The organism is Teichococcus aestuarii, from assembly GCF_003116135.1.
Classification (GTDB): domain Bacteria; phylum Pseudomonadota; class Alphaproteobacteria; order Acetobacterales; family Acetobacteraceae; genus Pseudoroseomonas; species Pseudoroseomonas aestuarii.
On record NZ_PDOA01000015.1, the window covers coordinates 53,407 to 68,623 of the forward strand.

The 15,217-nt window shown below is 73.1% G+C and carries 11 protein-coding genes and 1 tRNA gene; 8 read left to right on the forward strand and 4 right to left on the reverse strand.

The features are described 5' to 3' along the window. Nucleotides 1-240 precede the first annotated feature (240 nt). Nucleotides 241-1,911, forward strand: coding sequence for a methyl-accepting chemotaxis protein (locus CR165_RS18250; RefSeq protein ID WP_109518377.1), 1,671 nt, complete (start codon nt 241-243; stop codon nt 1,909-1,911). A 54-nt stretch (nt 1,912-1,965) separates the two neighbouring features. After that, nucleotides 1,966-2,055: transfer RNA gene (locus tag CR165_RS18255), tRNA-Ser, on the forward strand. On the opposite strand, the gene CR165_RS18260 is transcribed toward CR165_RS18255, so the two are convergent. Next, on the reverse strand, nt 2,023-3,297 hold the full coding sequence (locus tag CR165_RS18260; protein WP_109518378.1) for an MFS transporter: 1,275 nt from the start codon (nt 3,295-3,297) through the stop codon (nt 2,023-2,025). The genes CR165_RS18255 and CR165_RS18260 overlap by 33 nt on opposite strands. Nucleotides 3,298-3,464: 167 nt before the next feature. Between CR165_RS18260 and CR165_RS18265 the strand changes: the two genes are divergently transcribed. Next, nucleotides 3,465-4,136 carry a helix-turn-helix domain-containing protein gene (locus tag CR165_RS18265; protein WP_245906563.1) on the forward strand — a complete coding sequence of 224 codons (672 nt, stop codon included), beginning with the start codon at nt 3,465-3,467 and terminating at the stop codon, nt 4,134-4,136. 73 nt (nt 4,137-4,209) lie between these two features. On the opposite strand, the gene CR165_RS18270 is transcribed toward CR165_RS18265, so the two are convergent. Continuing rightward, a complete protein-coding gene (locus CR165_RS18270) occupies nt 4,210-4,875 on the reverse strand; it encodes a metal-dependent hydrolase (RefSeq protein WP_109518379.1) in 666 nt (221 codons plus the stop codon). Nucleotides 4,876-4,979: 104 nt separating this feature from the next. Between CR165_RS18270 and CR165_RS18275 the strand changes: the two genes are divergently transcribed. Further along, the gene (locus CR165_RS18275) at nt 4,980-5,726 is read left to right on the forward strand and encodes a DsbA family oxidoreductase (RefSeq protein ID WP_109518380.1); all 747 of its coding nucleotides are present in this window, start codon (nt 4,980-4,982) and stop codon (nt 5,724-5,726) included. Nucleotides 5,727-5,738: 12 nt separating this feature from the next. Here CR165_RS18275 and mfd read toward each other — a convergent pair whose 3' ends face one another. Then, complete coding sequence (mfd, locus tag CR165_RS18280; protein WP_181378225.1) at nt 5,739-9,203, reverse strand: transcription-repair coupling factor; 3,465 nt, start codon at nt 9,201-9,203, stop codon at nt 5,739-5,741. Beyond that, nucleotides 9,200-9,556 carry a succinate dehydrogenase assembly factor 2 gene (locus CR165_RS18285; protein WP_109518382.1) on the reverse strand — a complete coding sequence of 119 codons (357 nt, stop codon included), beginning with the start codon at nt 9,554-9,556 and terminating at the stop codon, nt 9,200-9,202. The genes mfd and CR165_RS18285 overlap by 4 nt, the downstream gene beginning before the upstream one ends. 37 nt (nt 9,557-9,593) lie before the next feature. Between CR165_RS18285 and CR165_RS18290 the strand changes: the two genes are divergently transcribed. The 4 genes from CR165_RS18290 to CR165_RS18305 all read left to right on the forward strand — a co-directional run bounded on the left by CR165_RS18290 (nt 9,594) and on the right by CR165_RS18305 (nt 15,204). Further along, nucleotides 9,594-11,678 carry an ATP-dependent DNA helicase RecG gene (locus tag CR165_RS18290; RefSeq protein ID WP_109518383.1) on the forward strand — a complete coding sequence of 695 codons (2,085 nt, stop codon included), beginning with the start codon at nt 9,594-9,596 and terminating at the stop codon, nt 11,676-11,678. Nucleotides 11,679-11,780: 102 nt separating this feature from the next. Next, nucleotides 11,781-12,521 carry an ABC transporter ATP-binding protein gene (locus tag CR165_RS18295; RefSeq protein WP_109518384.1) on the forward strand — a complete coding sequence of 247 codons (741 nt, stop codon included), beginning with the start codon at nt 11,781-11,783 and terminating at the stop codon, nt 12,519-12,521. Further along, nucleotides 12,522-13,253: an ABC transporter permease subunit gene (locus tag CR165_RS18300; RefSeq protein ID WP_109518385.1), complete on the forward strand. Its 732-nt coding sequence runs from the start codon at nt 12,522-12,524 to the stop codon at nt 13,251-13,253. Nucleotides 13,254-13,257: 4 nt separating this feature from the next. Beyond that, nucleotides 13,258-15,204, forward strand: a complete 1,947-nt coding sequence (locus tag CR165_RS18305) for a GldG family protein (protein ID WP_109518386.1) — start codon at nt 13,258-13,260, stop codon at nt 15,202-15,204. The last annotated feature ends 13 nt before the right edge of the window (nt 15,205-15,217 follow it).

Here is a 15,217-nt window from a genome sequence, read left to right on the forward strand (position 1 = left end):
CGCCGGGACGAATCGTGCCGCGCCGCGGGGCCGGGCGAAGCCGAGGCAGGGGTTGTGGCGAGGCACAACCGAAGCTGCAAGTTGCGTTTTATTGCAGCAATGGAGAGGGCGCGCGCCCTGCCCGCCCCGCCGCCCGTCCCGCCGCCCGCTCCACCGGTCGAGGCACCACGCGGCAGTCTTTGTTCATCATCGGGCCACAGGATGGAGGCTCCAAGCAGCCTGGATGAGGTTGAGGCGCCCATGTCCATTCGTAACCGCATTCTCGCCACCATGGCGTTCATCATGCTCTGCTTCGTCGGGCTCGGCGGCTTCGCCCTCCAGCGGCTGACCGCCGTTCAGGCCGAGGTGGAGCAGATGGCCGACAACTGGCTGCCCAGTATCAATCTCATCAACGAGGCGCAGAAGGACGCCCTCACCCTGCGCACGCATATCCTGCGGCACGTCATGGTGACAGAGGACGACAAGATCCGTGAGGCGGACGGCCTCATCGCTCAGTCCCGCGCCGACGTTGAGAAATTCTTCGTGCAATACGCGCCGATGGTGACCGGCCCGCAGGAAGCGGCGCTGGCCGCGGCGGTGCGGAACGAGTGGAATACCTATCTCGGGCTCTCCGACGCCACGCTGGCGCTGAGCCGCGCGCAGCGGAAGGACGAGGCTACCCGGCAGCTCAATGGCCCGAACCGCGAGGCCTTCCAGCGCTTCCTGGCCGCGGATGAGAAGCTCATCGAGTTCAACCAGAAGGGCGCCGAGACCAGCAGCGTCACGGCACGCCGCACCGTCACCATGGCGGCCTGGATCATCGGCATCGCCGGCCTGCTCGGAATCGCGGTGCTGTCCCTGATCGGGCTGTCGCTGGTCCGCGGCATCTGCAGCCCCGTCGCCCGGCTGACGGAGACCATGCGGCGCATGACCGGCGGCGCGCTCGACGCGCCGGTGGCGGACCAGGAGCGGACGGATGAGATCGGCAGCATGGCCAAGGCGCTGGAGGTGTTCCGCGCCAAGGTGCAGGAGGGCGAGCGGCTCGCCGCGGAGCAGGCGCGGGCGGACCAGAAGGCGCGGGAGCGCGCCGCCCGGCTGGAGAAGCTGGTGACCCGCTTCGGCCAGGACGCCGGCCAGGCCCTGGAGACCCTGCGCGGCGCCGCCGAGCGGATGCGCGGCAGCTCGGGCGAGATGAGCCAGGCGGCCCATGCCTCGGCCCAGCTCACCAGCACCCTCAGCCACGCCTCCGAGGAAGCCTCCAGCAACGCCCAGACCGCCGCCGCCGCGACCGAGGAGCTGACCGCCTCGATCGGCGAGATCACCCGCCAGGTCAGCCGCTCGGCCGAGGTGTCCCGCCGCGCCGTGGCGGAAACCCAGCGCACCGAGCACACGATGCGCGAGCTGGCCGGCACCGCCAACAAGATCGGCGATGTGGTGCGGCTGATCGCCGACATCGCCGGGCAGACCAACCTGCTGGCGCTGAACGCCACCATCGAGGCGGCGCGGGCCGGCGAGGCCGGCAAGGGCTTCGCCGTGGTAGCCTCCGAGGTGAAGAACCTCGCCAGCCAGACCGCCAAGGCCACCGAGGAGATCAGCCAGCAGGTGAGCGCCATCCAGGGCGCCACGGGCCAGGCGGTGGAGGCCATCAACAGCATCGCCGGCGTGGTGGCGGAGATCGACCAGACTGCCGCCGCCATCGCCGCCGCCGTCGAGGAGCAGGGCGCGGCGACCCAGGAGATCGCCCGCAACATCGCCGGCTCCGCCGAGGCCGCCGCCTCCGTCTCGCGCGAGACGAATGTGGTGCGCAACGCCGCCGAGGTCAGCGGCCGCACCGCCGGCGTTGTGCAGACCACATCCGCCGAGGTGAGCGACACGACCGGCCGGCTGCGCGGGCAGGTGGAGCAGTTCCTCAGCGAGGTGCGGGCCGCGTAACCCCTCGACCGGGCAGGCCGAAACGGCTATCGGGGCCGCACGCGCCGGCCCTGCGGATGGATGGCCGAGTGGTTTAAGGCAGCGGTCTTGAAAACCGCCGTGGGGGCAACCTCACCGTGGGTTCGAATCCCACTCCATCCGCCATCGGCGCTGGCCTGCCAGGAAAGCGCCGATCGCCGCCGCCTGCACCAGGGCGGCGAGCAGGAACAACGCCTCCCCCCGCTCCGCCACGCCCCGCAGCAGCCCGAAGATGGCGGGCGCGAAGGCATAGCAGGCCTGGCCCGTGGCCACGATCCACGGCACCACGCGCCGCGCATCCTGCGCAGTGAACTCGCCCTGCGCGATCAGGGGCGGCAGCGAGGTGGCATTGCCGATGCCGAGGCCGAACAGCGCCAGGCCGAGCAGCAGGCCCGGCAGCACCCAGGCGCCGCCGCCCGCCACGGCCGCCAGCAGGAGCAGCGAGCCGGCCAGCTGCACGGCATGGCTGAGGCAGGCCACATGGCGCCGGTCCGCCCAGGCCGGCATCCACCAGCCCACCGCGCTGCGGCCGAGGATGGCCGCCAGCGTGGCACCGCCCATCGCCAGCCCGGCCGCGGCGCCGAGGGCCGGCACCAGCAGCGAGAACAGGTGCGCCAGCAGGCCGATCTGCGCGAACAGGCCCAGCGCCATGCCCGCCGCCAGGGTGAGGAGGCGGCGGTCGCGCCAGGGCGGGCCGGCGGGCAGCGGGCGCGCCGCCGGCGCGGCGGCGGCCGGGGCGGGCATGGCGGCGGCCTCGCCATCGGGGTGCTGGCCCAGGCCCTCGGGCGTGCGCGTGAAGACCAGCGCCGCCAGCAGGCCGACCACCGGCAGCATGACGGCCCCCACCGCCAGCGCCGCCAGGGGAAAGCCGAGGCCGCCGATCAGCGCCGCCCAGAGCGGGGAGAACACCACGCCGCCCAGGCTGGCGCCGTTGTAGGCCAGGCCGAGCGCCGCCGGGCGGCGGCGTTCGAACCAGGGGGCGACCAGGGCGTTCACCGCCGCCGCCCCCATCGCCACCCAGCCCGTGCCGCTGGCCAGCGCGGCGGCGAAGAGCTGCCACGGCGCTGCCGCGACGGCCCAGCCCAGCACGCCGAAGCCCAGCAGGCCGGCACCAAGGCTGGTGACCAGCGGCACGCCCAGCGCGCGGTAGAGCCGGGGCAGGTTGGCCACCACCGCGGCGCCCACCAGGAAATGCACCGTGACCGCCGCCGAAACCAGCTCCACCGGCCAGCCGGTGCGCGCCACCACCGCGTGCAGGAAGACCGGCGGCCCGTAGAAGCCGACGCCCCAGCCGAAGGCCGCCAGCACGAAGGTGGCCGCCACCACGCGCCAGCCGAAGAATGGTGGGGAGGATGCAGGGGTGGTCATGCGGGTGCTCCGTCGGGAAGGGCCGGGCTGGAAAGCCTGGCATGGCTTATGCCGGCACGGCGCCCGCCGATGCTTCGGGCCTTGCCGAAGCATCGGCCGGCGGCCCCTGCTATGCTGCGGACGGATGGCGGGAGGGGCGCATGGTCACGGCCAACAGGATCGCCGAAATGGCTGCCGCGATGGGCGAGCCTGCCCGCGCGGCGATGCTCGCGGCGCTGATGGATGGCCGGGCGATGACAGCCACCGAGCTGGCCCGGGTGGCCGGCATTGCGCCGCCGACGGCGAGCGGCCATCTCGCGCGGCTTGTCGCCGCGCGCCTCGTGGCGGCCGAGCGGCACGGGCGGCACCGCTACCACCGGCTGGCCGGCCCCGAGGCGGCGCGGCTGATCGAGAGCATGATGCAGATGGCCGGCGCGGCGCCGGCGCCCCATGCGGTGCCGCGCTTCGGGCCGCGCGACGCGGCGCTGCGCCAGGCACGCACCTGCTACGACCATTTGGCCGGCCGGCTCGGCGTCGGCCTTGCGGATGCGCTGGTGGCGGGCGGCTGGGTGGCGATGGAAGGCGAGGCCGCCTGGATGACGGAAGCCGGCCGGGCGCGGTTCGGCGCGCTCGGCATCCCGCTGCCGCAGGCGGCGCGGCACGGCCGGCCGGGTTGCCGCCCCTGCCTGGACTGGAGCGAGCGGCGGCCGCATCTGGCAGGCCGGCTCGGCGCGGCGCTGTGCAGCCACGCCTTCGGCCAGGGCTGGGTGCACAGGGTGGAGGGCACGCGGGCCGTGACGGTGACGCCCAAGGGGCGGCTGGCGCTGCGGGAGGCCTTCGGGCTGGCCGAGAGCGGCTAAGCTGGGCTCCGCCCCAGCGCAGGTTGGCCCAGCGCAGGGTGGCCCAGCGCAGGGGGGCTCAGCGCAAGGGGGTTCAGCGCAGGGTGGGGCCGAGCGCCGCGGCGCCCTGCCGGGCGAGCACCGTCTCGCCGGCGCCACGGGCCCTCTCCCACAGGGCGCCAATCCCCGGCCCGCCGGGCAGCGCGGCCGAGGAGCCGGGCGGGCAGAGCGCCGGCATCATCCCTTCCGCCACGCGGCAGATGCCGGTGGCGCGCAGCCCGGCGGCGAAGTTCACCTTTTCCGAGGTGCTGCCCCAGGCCCAGGAGAGCACCAGCGCCACCACCAGCGGCTCGAAGGCCGAGCCGGTGCGGCAGAGCGGCAGCGCATAGGTGCCCCGCAGCGGCCAGGCCAGGCGCAGCCCCGCCGGTGTCAGCAGATCCGCCCCCAGATGCGAAAGATAGCCCACCACGAGAGGTGCGGTGATGGCCATCGGCACATCCTGGCTGAGCAGCAGCACGGTGCAGCCGAGCACCGCCAGGGCGGAATGGGTGATGCCGCGATGGCCCAGCAGCCGCGCGCACAGCAGCGAGACCGGCCAGAGCTTCTTGCCCACCCAGGATTTGGGATGGTCGATATCGGGCAGCAGCGCGCCGAACACGGCAAGGCCGAGCAGGGCCGGGTCGAGCGCCGGCAGGCCCAGCCGCGGCGCGGCCGCGAACCAGGCAGCCGCGCCCAGCGCGATATGCGACCCTGCCATCATTCCTGGGTTTCGAGGCTCCTGCTACGCAAGCCTCAAACTAGGAGTCAGGATTCCTGCCTACAAGCCTGATTCCACGGCTTTCCAACCGCAGGTAGCAGAAAACCATGACTTGCCTGCTCCTCGGAGCGGTGGGCGAAGGGCCAGTCTTCGCCTATCATGGAGCGGTGAACCTGCTCTCGCCGCCCCGCAGCCGCCTCGACATCGAGGTGGTGTTCGACCTGGTCTGCCCCTGGTGCTTCCTCGGCACGCGCCGGCTGCGCCGGACGCTGGAGCGGCGCACCGACGTGCTGGCCGAGATCCGCTGGCGTCCCTTCCTGCTGAATCCCGATCTCGGCCTCGGCGGCACCGGGCGGCAGGACTACATGGCGCGCAAGTTCGGCGGCGAGGAGCGCGCCCGCCGCCTGCACGCCACCATGACCGATCTCGGGCGGCCCGAGGGCATCGCCTTCCGCTTCGACCGCATCCAGCGCGTGCCCGCCTCGATCGACGCGCACCGGCTGGTGCGCTTCGCCGCCCAGCACGGCCAAGCCGATGCGCTGGTGGACGCGCTGTTCACCGCCTATTTCTGCGAGGGCGCCGATATCGGCCGGCCGGAGAACCTCGCCGCCCTGGCCGCCCGGCACGGGATGGAGCCGCGCGTGGTGCAGCGCTTCCTGGCCAGCGGGCTGGAGGCGGAGGCGGTGCACGCCGAGAACCTCCGCGCCCACCGCCTCGGCATCAACGGCGTGCCCTGCTTCGTCATCTCCGGCCAGCAGGGCCAGGGCGCGGGCCATGCCATCGCCGGCGCGCAGGAGCCGGAGGTGCTGGAGCGGCTGATCGACGTGGCGCTCTCCGAGGCCGGCGAGTTCTAGCCGCCCTCCCCCTCAGGCGGCCTTTGCCTGGCGGGAGACCTTCACCAGCGACTTCAGCATGTCCTTGGCCGCGCGCAGGCGCGTGGGCAGGTCCATCTCGCGCACCATGGCCAGCTTGTGGTCCGGCCGCAGCTTCACCAGCCCCTTCTGCGCGCTCACCCAGGTGACCAGCCCGCCTGGATTGGCGAAGTTGTTGCGGCGGAAGGCGGCGACGATGCCCTTCGGCCCCGCATCCAGCTTCTCCACCCCCGCCTGCCGGCAGAGATGCTTGATGGAGACCACCTGCAGCAGGTTCTCCACCTCCTGCGGCAGCGGCCCGAAGCGGTCGGCCAGCTCGGCCGCCATCGCCTCCACCTCGGCATCGCCCGCGAGGCCGCCGATGCGGCGGTAGAGGCCGAGCCGCACCGGCAGATCCGCCACATAGGTCTCGGGGATCAGCACCGGCAGGCCGAGATTGATCTGCGGCGTCCAGTCGCGGTTGTCGGCGCCGTCGCGCCGCCCCTGCCCGGCCTTGATGTCGGCCACCGCCTCCTCCAGCATCTGCTGGTAGAGCTCGATGCCCACCTCGCGGATATGGCCGGACTGCTCGTCGCCCAGCAGGTTGCCGGCGCCGCGGATGTCGAGGTCGTGGCTGGCGAGGGTGAAGCCGGCGCCGAGGTTGTCGAGCGTCTGCATCACCGCCAGCCGCTTCTCGGCAGCCACCGACAGGCGCTGCGTGGCCGGCCAGGTGAGGTAGGCGTAGCCGCGCTGCTTGCCGCGCCCCACCCGCCCGCGCAGCTGGTAGAGCTGGGCGAGGCCGAACATGTCGGCGCGGTGGATGATCAGCGTGTTCACCGCCGGCATGTCCAGCCCGCTTTCTACGATGTTGGTGGCGAGCAGGATGTCGTACTTGCCGTCGCCGAACTCGGTCATCACCCGCTCGAGCTCGGTCGGCGTCAGGCGGCCATGCGCCTGCACGGTGCGCGCCTCGGGCACGATGTCGGCCAGCCGCGTGGCCATCTTCGGCAGGTCTTCCAGCCGTGGCACGACGCAGAAGATCTGCCCGCCGCGCAGCCGCTCGCGCTGGATGGCCTCGCGCACCACCACCGCATCGAAGGGCATGATGAAGGTGCGCACCGCCAGCCGGTCCACGGGAGGCGTCGCGATGACGCTCATCTCCCGCACGCCGGTCAGCGCCAGCTGCAGGGTGCGCGGAATGGGCGTCGCCGTCAGGGTGAGGACATGCACATCGGCCTTGAGCGATTTCAGCCGCTCCTTGTGCGCCACGCCGAAATGCTGCTCCTCGTCGACGATGACGAGGCCGAGATCGGCGAACTCCACGCCCTTGGCCAGCAGCGCGTGGGTGCCGACGACGATGTTGATGGAGCCGTCCGCCAGCCCCGCCTTCACCTGCGCCGCCTCCTTCGCCGTGACCATGCGGGAGAGCTGGGCGATGCGGATCGGCAGCCCCTCGAAGCGGGCGGTGAAGGTGCGGAAATGCTGGCGGGAGAGCAGCGTGGTGGGCACCACCACTGCCACCTGCGCCCCCGTCATGGCGACGACGAAGGCGGCGCGCAGCGCGATCTCGGTCTTGCCGAAGCCGACATCGCCGCAGATCAGGCGGTCCATCGGCCGGCCGGCGGAGAGGTCCTCCAGCACGTCGGCGATGGCGCGCTGCTGGTCCTCCGTCTCGGCGAAGGGGAAGCGGGCGCAGAACTCGTCCCACGCGCCCTCCGGCGGGGTGGCGAGGTGGCCCTCCTTCACCCGCCGCTCGGCGGCGATGCGGATGAGCTGGCCCGCCATGTCGGCGATGCGCTGCTTGGCGCGGGCCTTGCGGTTCTGCCAGGAGGTGCCGCCGAGCTTGTCGAGCGCGACGCCCGCGCTGTCGCTGCCGAAGCGCGAGAGCAGCTCGATGTTCTCGACCGGCAGGAACAGCTTGTCCCCGCCATCGTAGATCAGCCGCAGGCAGTCATGCGGCGCGCCGGAGACGCCGATGGTCTCCAGCCCGTCATAGCGGCCGATACCGTGGTCCTGGTGCACCACCAGGTCGCCCTCGGCGATCTCGGTGGCATCGGCGATGAACTGGTCCGCCCGCTTGCGGCGGCGCGGCGGCCGGGCGATGCGCTCGCCCAGCAGGTCCTGCTCGCCGGTCAGGGCGATGGCGCCGCTGCCCTTGGTGCCTGCGGCGGGGCCGGTGAAGCCACGCTCCACGCCATAGACCACCAGCGCCACCACGCCCGCCGGCAGCGCCTGGGCGGCGGCCCAGTCCTCCACCGCCTGGGCGGGCACGCGGTTCTCCCGCAGCAGATTGCCCAGCCGCTCGCGCGAGCCGCGCGTCCAGGCGGCGACCACCGGGCGCATGCCGCCCTTGGCCTGCGCCTCGGCGTGCTGGCGGTAGAGGTGGAAGACGTTCTCGCCCGCCGTGCGGGCCTCGGCATAGAGGCCGCCGGGGCGGCCGCCGGCCTCGATGCCCTCGGCGCCGTCGGGCTTCGGGAAGGGGCTGAAGCGCAGCAGCGGGCCGCCCGCGAGCATCGCGTCCCAGCCCTTGCGGTCCAAATAGAGGCGGCGCGGCGGCACGGGGCGGTAGGGCACCTCGCCTTCCCGCGCCGGCATGCGGCGGGCCTCGTAATGGTCCTCGACCATCTCGAGCCGCACCTCCAGCGCCTCCTCCGCCTGGTGGTCCAGGCTGACCGAGGCGCCGGGCATGTAGTCCAGCAGCGTCGCCATGCTCTCGTGGAAGAGCGGGACGTAGTGCTCCATGCCGGGGTGGCGACGGCCGGCGGAGATGGAGACGTAGAGCGGATCCTCGGCCGCGGCGTTGCCGAACAGGCCGCGGTAGCCGGCGCGGAAGCGGGCGATGGACTCCTCGTCGAGGAACACCTCGCCCACCGGGCGCAGCCACAGCCCGTCCATCGGCTTGCCGCTGCGCTGCGTCTCGGTGGAGAAATGCCGCAGGCTCTCGATCTCGTCGCCGAACAGGTCGAGCCGCACCGGCTCCGGCTCCCCCGCCGGGTAGAGGTCGACGATGCCGCCGCGCACCGCGTATTCGCCCGGCTCCATCACCGTGGCGACGCGGCCATAGCCATTGGCCTCCAGGAAGCCGGCCAGCTTCTCCGGCGTGATGCGCCCGCCGCGCTTCAGGTGCAGCGTGGCGCCCTCGAACACGGCGCGCGGCGGCACGCGCTGCACCAGCGCGTTCACCGTGGTCAGCACGATGCGCGGGCGGTCGCCCTTCTCCAGCAGGCGCGTGAGCGTCGCCACGCGCTCGGCCACCAGCTCGGCGTGGGGCGAAACCCGGTCATAGGGCAGGCAGTCCCAGGCCGGGAAGCGCAGCACCTCGATCCCCGGCGCGAAGAAGGCCAGCCCGTCCTGCATCCGCGCCATGCGGGAATCGTCGCGGCAGACATGCAGGACGAAACCCTCCGCCTCGGCGCGGCGGCGGCTGAGCAGCAGGGCGTCGAAGCCCTCGGGGGCGCCGTGGATGGTGAGCGCGCTCATGCCCGGCGCGCGGCCTCCGGCACCCCGGCGCCCAGCATCGAGCATTCCTCGGACATGCGGGTCAGCATCGGCGTCATCACCTCGGGCGGAATGGGGCGGCGGCCCGAGAGCCAGTCGGCGAGATCGACATCCAGCAATTCCAGCACCGCCTCCAGCTCGTCCAGCTCCGCCTCGGTGAAGCTGGCGATGTGGCGGGTGACAAAGCCGCCCACCATCAGGTCGGTTTCCTTGGTGCCGCGATGGTGCGCGCGGAACAGCAGGCGCCGGCGGCGCGGGGAGAGCGCCGGCGGCGGCTCCGCCGGGGACGCAGCGGCGGCATTCGGATCGGGGGGCGTATCGTTGCTCTGGGACATGTCGTCGGCGCCTTGTGGGGCTGGCATATAAGGGCAGATGGGAATCGTGTCAGCCCAAGAGGCGGAAATGGACCTGCCGGCCGGGCTTCTCGCGCCGCTGGACAGCCTGCCCTTGCCCGAGGAGAAGCGGAAGCGCCTGGCGCAGGCGGTGGAGGGCGGCCGCGTGCTCGACCTGCTGCTGCACCTGCCCGAGCGCTACCAGGACCGCCGCGCCACCACCCCGCAGGAGGGCGAGGTGGCCACCCTGCCCCTGCGCGTGGTGCAGGTCCAGCCGCCGCGCACGCCGACCCAGCCCTGGTCGGTCTGCTGCGAGTCGCCGGCGGGGCCGCTGGACCTGATCTATTTCGGCCGCCGCTCCTGGCTCGGCGCCTGGCTGGCCCGCACCTATCCGGAAGGGGCGGTGCGCCGCGTCTCGGGGCGGATGAAGCGCTTCCGCGACCGCTGGCAGATGGACGCGCCGGATTTCGTCGAGCCGCCCGACGCCATCCCCGGCATCCAGCCCATCTGGCCGCTGGTGAAGGGGCTGGGGCAGCGCGATGTGGGCCGCGCCATGGCGGCGGCGCTGGCGGCGCTGCCCGAGCTGCCTGAGTGGCAGGACCGCACCCTGCTCGCCCGCCGCCGCTGGCCGGGCTTCGGCGCCGCGCTGCGCGCCATCCAGGCCCCCGAGGCCGCCGTGCCGGAGGACAGCGCGCGCGACCGGCTGGCCTATGACGACCTGCTGGCGGGGCAGCTGGCCGTGGGCCTCGTGCGGCGGACGGTGCTGCAACGCCCCGGCCGGGCGCTGCGGGGCGACGGAAGGCTGCGCGACGCGGCGCTGGCCGCCTTCGGCCACCCCCCCACCCCCGGCCAGGCGATGGCGCTGGCCGAGATCGACGCCGACCTCGCCGCGCCGCGCCGGATGCTGCGGCTGCTGCAGGGCGATGTCGGCGCCGGCAAGACGCTGGTGGCGGTGCTGGCCATGCTGCGCGCCGTCGAGGGCGGCGCCCAGGCCGCCATCATGGCGCCCACCGAGCTGCTGGCGCGCCAGCACCTCCGCACGCTGGAGAAGCTGGCCGGCGCCGCCGGCGTGCCCTGCGCCCTGCTCGCCGGCTCGGTGAAGGGAAAGGAGCGCAAGCGCGTGCTGGCCGGGCTGGCCGATGGCTCCATCCCGCTCGTCGTCGGCACCCATGCGCTGATCGAGGAGGGCGTGGCCTTCCGCGACCTCGGCCTCGCCGTGGTGGACGAGCAGCACCGCTTCGGCGTGGCGCAGCGCCTGGCGCTGACCGAGAAGGGCACGACCGACGTGCTGGTGATGACCGCCACCCCCATCCCCCGCACCCTGCTGCTGACGCAGTGGGGCGAAATGGCGGTGAGCCGGCTGGAGGGGCTGCCCGCGGGCCGCCAGCCCATCGTCACCCGCATCGTCAGCCGCGAGCGGCGGGAGGAGCTGGTGGCCCGGCTGCGCGCCGCCTTCCGCGAGGGGCACCGCGCCTACTGGGTGGTGCGCGCCGTGGAGGAAGGCGAGAAGCACGACAACGCCGCCGCCGAGACCACCTTCGCCGAGCTTGCCGCCATCTTCGGCGACAAGGTCCGCCTCGCCCATGGCGCGCAGAAGCTGGATGTGCGCGAGGCCGCCCTGCACGACTTCGCCGCCGGCCGCGCGCAGCTGCTGGTGGCCACCACGGTGGTGGAGGTGGGGGTGGACGTGCCCGAGGCCACCATCATGATCATCGAGCAGGCGGAGCGCTTCGGGCTGGCGGCGCTGCACCAGCTGCGCGGCCGCGTCGGGCGCGGCAAGGCCCAGAGCTTCTGCCTGCTGCTGCCCTCGGCCGAGCTGAACGAGAGCGAGCAGCGGCGCCTCGCCGTGCTGCGCGAGACGCAGGACGGCTTCGTCATCGCCGATGCCGACCTCGAATACCGCGGCGGTGGCGACGCGCTGGGGATGCGGCAGGCGGGGCGCATCGGCCGCCGGCTGGCCGACCCGCAGCGGCATGGCGGGCTGGTCCGCATGGCGCACCAGGACGCGGCGCTGCTGCTGGAGAAGGACCCGGATCTGGCCGCCACCCCGCGCGGCGCGGCGGCGCGGCTGCTGCTCGGCGTGTTCGGCCATGACCTGACGCTGGCGCCGCTGGCCGCCGGCTGAGCGCCTCCGCCGGGCACGCTTCGATACAGGCGGAGGGGTTGCAATGCCCCCTGCCCTGGTTAAACCCGATCACAATTCGGCCATAGCAGGGGGTACGCCCGGTTGTCCGCGCTGATCGAGATCGACCGCCTGAGCAAACGCTTCGGCGCCTTCACCGCCGTCGACGACGTGTCCTTCGCCGTGGCGCGCGGCGAGGTCCTGGGCTTCCTGGGGCCGAACGGCGCCGGCAAGTCCACCACCATGAAGATGCTGGCCGGCTTCGTGACCCCTTCCGCCGGCACCGCCCGCATCTGCGGCGAGGATGTGGTGGAGCGGCCCGTGGCCGCCAAGAAGCATCTCGGCTACCTGCCCGAGGGCGCGCCCACCTACCCCGAGATGACGGTGGCGGGCTTCCTGGGCTTCGCCGCGCGGGTGCGCGGCTACCGCGGCTCCGAGGCGGCGGACCGGGTGGCGCACGCCATGCGCCTCACCACCCTGGAAGGGGTGCGGCTGCAGCCGATCGAGACGCTCTCCAAGGGCTTCAAGCGGCGCGTCGGCCTGGCGCAGTCCCTGCTGCACGACCCGCCGGTGCTGGTGCTGGACGAGCCGACCGACGGGCTCGACCCCAACCAGAAGCACGAGGTGCGGCGGCTGATCGGGCAGATGGCGCCCACCAAGGCCATCATCATCTCCACCCACATCCTGGAGGAGGTCTCGGCCATCTGCACCCGCGCCATCATCATCGCGCGCGGGCGGGTGCTGGCCGATTCCACGCCCGCGGAACTCTCCCGGCGCGGCCCCTCGCTCGACGCCGTGTTCCGCGAACTGACCATGGCGCCCAGACCCGCGCCGGAGGCTGCCTGAATGCGCACCGCGCTGACCATCGCCCGGCGCGAGCTGGCCGGGTATTTCGCGACGCCCGTAGCCTATGTGTTCATCGTCATCTTCCTGGTGATGACGGGCGCGCTCACCTTCACCCTCGGCAATTTCTTCAACCGCGGCACGGCGGATCTCCAGCCCTTCTTCGGCTTCGTGCCCTGGCTGTTCCTGTTCCTGGTGCCGGCGCTGACCATGCGGCTCTGGGCAGAGGAGCGGCGCCTCGGCACCATCGAGCTGCTGCTGACCCTGCCGGTGACGCAGGGCCAGGCGGTGCTGGGCAAGTTCCTGGCCGCCTGGGCGTTCTGCGGCATCGCCCTCGCCCTCACCTTCCCGCTGGTCATCACCGTCAACTACCTGGGCAACCCGGACAATGGCGTCATCGCCACGGGCTATATCGGCTGCCTGCTGGTGGCCGGCGCCTATCTCGCGGTGGGCGCGGCCATCTCGGCGCTGACCAAGAACCAGGTGGTGGCCTTCGTGCTGGCCGTGGCGGTGTGCTTCGTCTTCGCCGCCGCCGGCAGCCCCGTCGTCACCGAGTTCCTCTCGGTGCGCCTGCCCGTGCTGGCCGAGATCGCCCGGGGCGTCTCCGTCACCGACCGCCTCTCCGGCTTCTCGCGCGGCGTGGTGGCGCTGCGGGACATCGTCTTCTTCGCCAGCTTCATCGGCTTCTGGCTGTTCGCCAATGCCGTGGCGGTCGATCATCGCAAGGCGGACTGAGCCCATGAGCGCCGAAAGCCCCGCCCCGCGCGCCCCCGCGCGCGCCCCGTCCCGCCGCCTCTCCTATGCGGCGGGCGGCCTCGCCGCCGCGCTGGTGCTGGCCGTCTCCGCCAACCTGCTCACCGAGCGCCTGCTGCCGCGCGCCCAGGTCGACCTCACCGCGCAGCGCCTCTACACCCTCTCGGACGGCACCCGGCAGGTGCTCTCCGGGCTGCAGGACCCGGTGACGCTGCGGCTGTTCTACTCCCGCCGCCTCGGCGGCAGCGTCCCCGTCTATGGCGCCTATGCCGACCGGGTGCGGCAGATGCTGGAGGAGTACGCCGCCCTCTCCAACGGCAAGGTGCGGCTGGAATACCTCGACCCCGAGCCCTTCTCGGAGACCGAGGACCGGGCGCTCGCCTATGGCATCCAGGGCGTGCCGGTGGACCAGTCCGGCGAGCAGGTCTATTTCGGCCTCGCCGGCACCAACCTGCTGGACGACGAGCGGGTGCTGCCCTTCCTCCAGCCGGACCGCGAGCGCTTCCTCGAATACGACCTGACGCGGCTGGTCCACGACCTGTCCAACCCGCGCCGCCCCGTGGTGGGGCTGCTCTCAGCCCTGCCGCTGAACGGCGACCCGCGGGCGATGATGATGCGCGTCCCCGGCGCCGGGCAGCCCTTCGTCATCGCCAACCAGCTTCGCCAGTTCTTCACCCTGCGCGACGTGGCCGCCGACGCGCAGGCGATCCCGGAGGACACGCAGGTGCTGATCGTGGCGCAGCCGCAGGGGCTGGCGGACGCCACGCTCTACGCCATCGACCAGTTCGTCATGCGCGGCGGCAAGCTCTTCGTGCTGACCGACCCGCACAGCGAGAGCCAGGCCAGCCGCCCCGGCCCCAACGGCCAGCCGCCCGCCGACACCGCCTCCGGCCTCGACCGGCTGCTGAACGCCTGGGGCATCGAGGCCCCGCGCGACCAGGTGGTGCTCGACCAGCGCGGCGCCTGGCGGGTGCGCGCCAACCCGCAGGACCGGGTGCAGGCGGTGGACTACCCCGCCTGGTTCAACGCCACGGGCGACAGCCTCAGCGCCGCCGACGTGGCGACGGCCGAGCTGCAGCAGGTCACCTTCGCCTCCGCCGGCCAGGTGCGGCGGCGCGAGGGGGCGGGCATCGAGTTCACTCCGCTCATCACCAGCAGCCCCGAGGCGATGCTGGTGGACACCGCGCGGGTGCGCGAGAACCCCAACCCCGCCCGGCTGCTGGCCGAGTTCCGCCCCTCCGGGGAGCGCTACGTGCTGATGGCGCGCGCCCGCGGCATGCTGAAATCCGCCTTCCCCGACGGCCCGCCGCCGCCGCCCGAGGGCGCCGAGCGCCCGGCCGACCTTCCCGCCCACCGGGCGCAGAGCGAGGGGCCGGCCAACCTCGTCATCGCCAACGACGCGGACCTGCTGGAGGACCGCTTCTGGGTGCGTGTGCAGGATTTCTTCGGCCAGCAGACGGCCACGCCCTTCAGCGACAATGGCGCGCTGGTCGCCAACCTCACCGACACGCTGGCCGGCGGCGACGCGCTGATCGGCCTGCGCTCGCGCGGGGAGTCGCTGCGCCCCTTCGGCCGCGTCGAGGCGATGCGGCGGGAGGCGGAGGCGCGCTACCGCCAGACGGAGCAGGCCCTCACCCAGCGGCTGGAGGCCACCGAGCGCCGCCTGCGCGAACTGCGCCAGGGAACAGGCCAAGGCGGCGCGCAGAGCGTCATCACCCCCGAGCAGCGCGCCGAGATCGACAAGGCGCGGGCCGAGATCGTCGCCACGCGCGGCCAGCTCCGCGCCGTGCAGCTCGACCTGCGGCGGGACATCGAGGGGCTGGAGCGCACCCTGCGCATCCTCAACATCGCGCTGGTGCCGGTGCTGGTCACGCTCTTCGCCATCGGGCTGGCGGTGGCCCGCAACCGCCGCCGCGCCGCCGCCCGCGCCTGAGGGAAAGCAAACG

Excerpts from the sequence above, each read along its gene's own strand:
- CR165_RS18285 (WP_109518382.1), bottom strand. The coding sequence starts at position 9,556 with ATGTCCCAGAGCAACGATACGCCCCCCGATCCGAATGCCGCCGCTGCG.
- CR165_RS18265 (WP_245906563.1), top strand. The coding sequence starts at position 3,465 with ATGGCTGCCGCGATGGGCGAGCCTGCCCGCGCGGCGATGCTCGCGGCG.
- CR165_RS18300 (WP_109518385.1), top strand. The coding sequence starts at position 12,522 with ATGCGCACCGCGCTGACCATCGCCCGGCGCGAGCTGGCCGGGTATTTC.
- CR165_RS18270 (WP_109518379.1), bottom strand. The coding sequence starts at position 4,875 with ATGATGGCAGGGTCGCATATCGCGCTGGGCGCGGCTGCCTGGTTCGCG.
- CR165_RS18305 (WP_109518386.1), top strand. The coding sequence starts at position 13,258 with ATGAGCGCCGAAAGCCCCGCCCCGCGCGCCCCCGCGCGCGCCCCGTCC.
- mfd (WP_181378225.1), bottom strand. The coding sequence starts at position 9,203 with ATGAGCGCGCTCACCATCCACGGCGCCCCCGAGGGCTTCGACGCCCTG.
- CR165_RS18250 (WP_109518377.1), top strand. The coding sequence starts at position 241 with ATGTCCATTCGTAACCGCATTCTCGCCACCATGGCGTTCATCATGCTC.
- CR165_RS18260 (WP_109518378.1), bottom strand. The coding sequence starts at position 3,297 with ATGACCACCCCTGCATCCTCCCCACCATTCTTCGGCTGGCGCGTGGTG.
- CR165_RS18275 (WP_109518380.1), top strand. The coding sequence starts at position 4,980 with ATGACTTGCCTGCTCCTCGGAGCGGTGGGCGAAGGGCCAGTCTTCGCC.
- CR165_RS18290 (WP_109518383.1), top strand. The coding sequence starts at position 9,594 with ATGGGAATCGTGTCAGCCCAAGAGGCGGAAATGGACCTGCCGGCCGGG.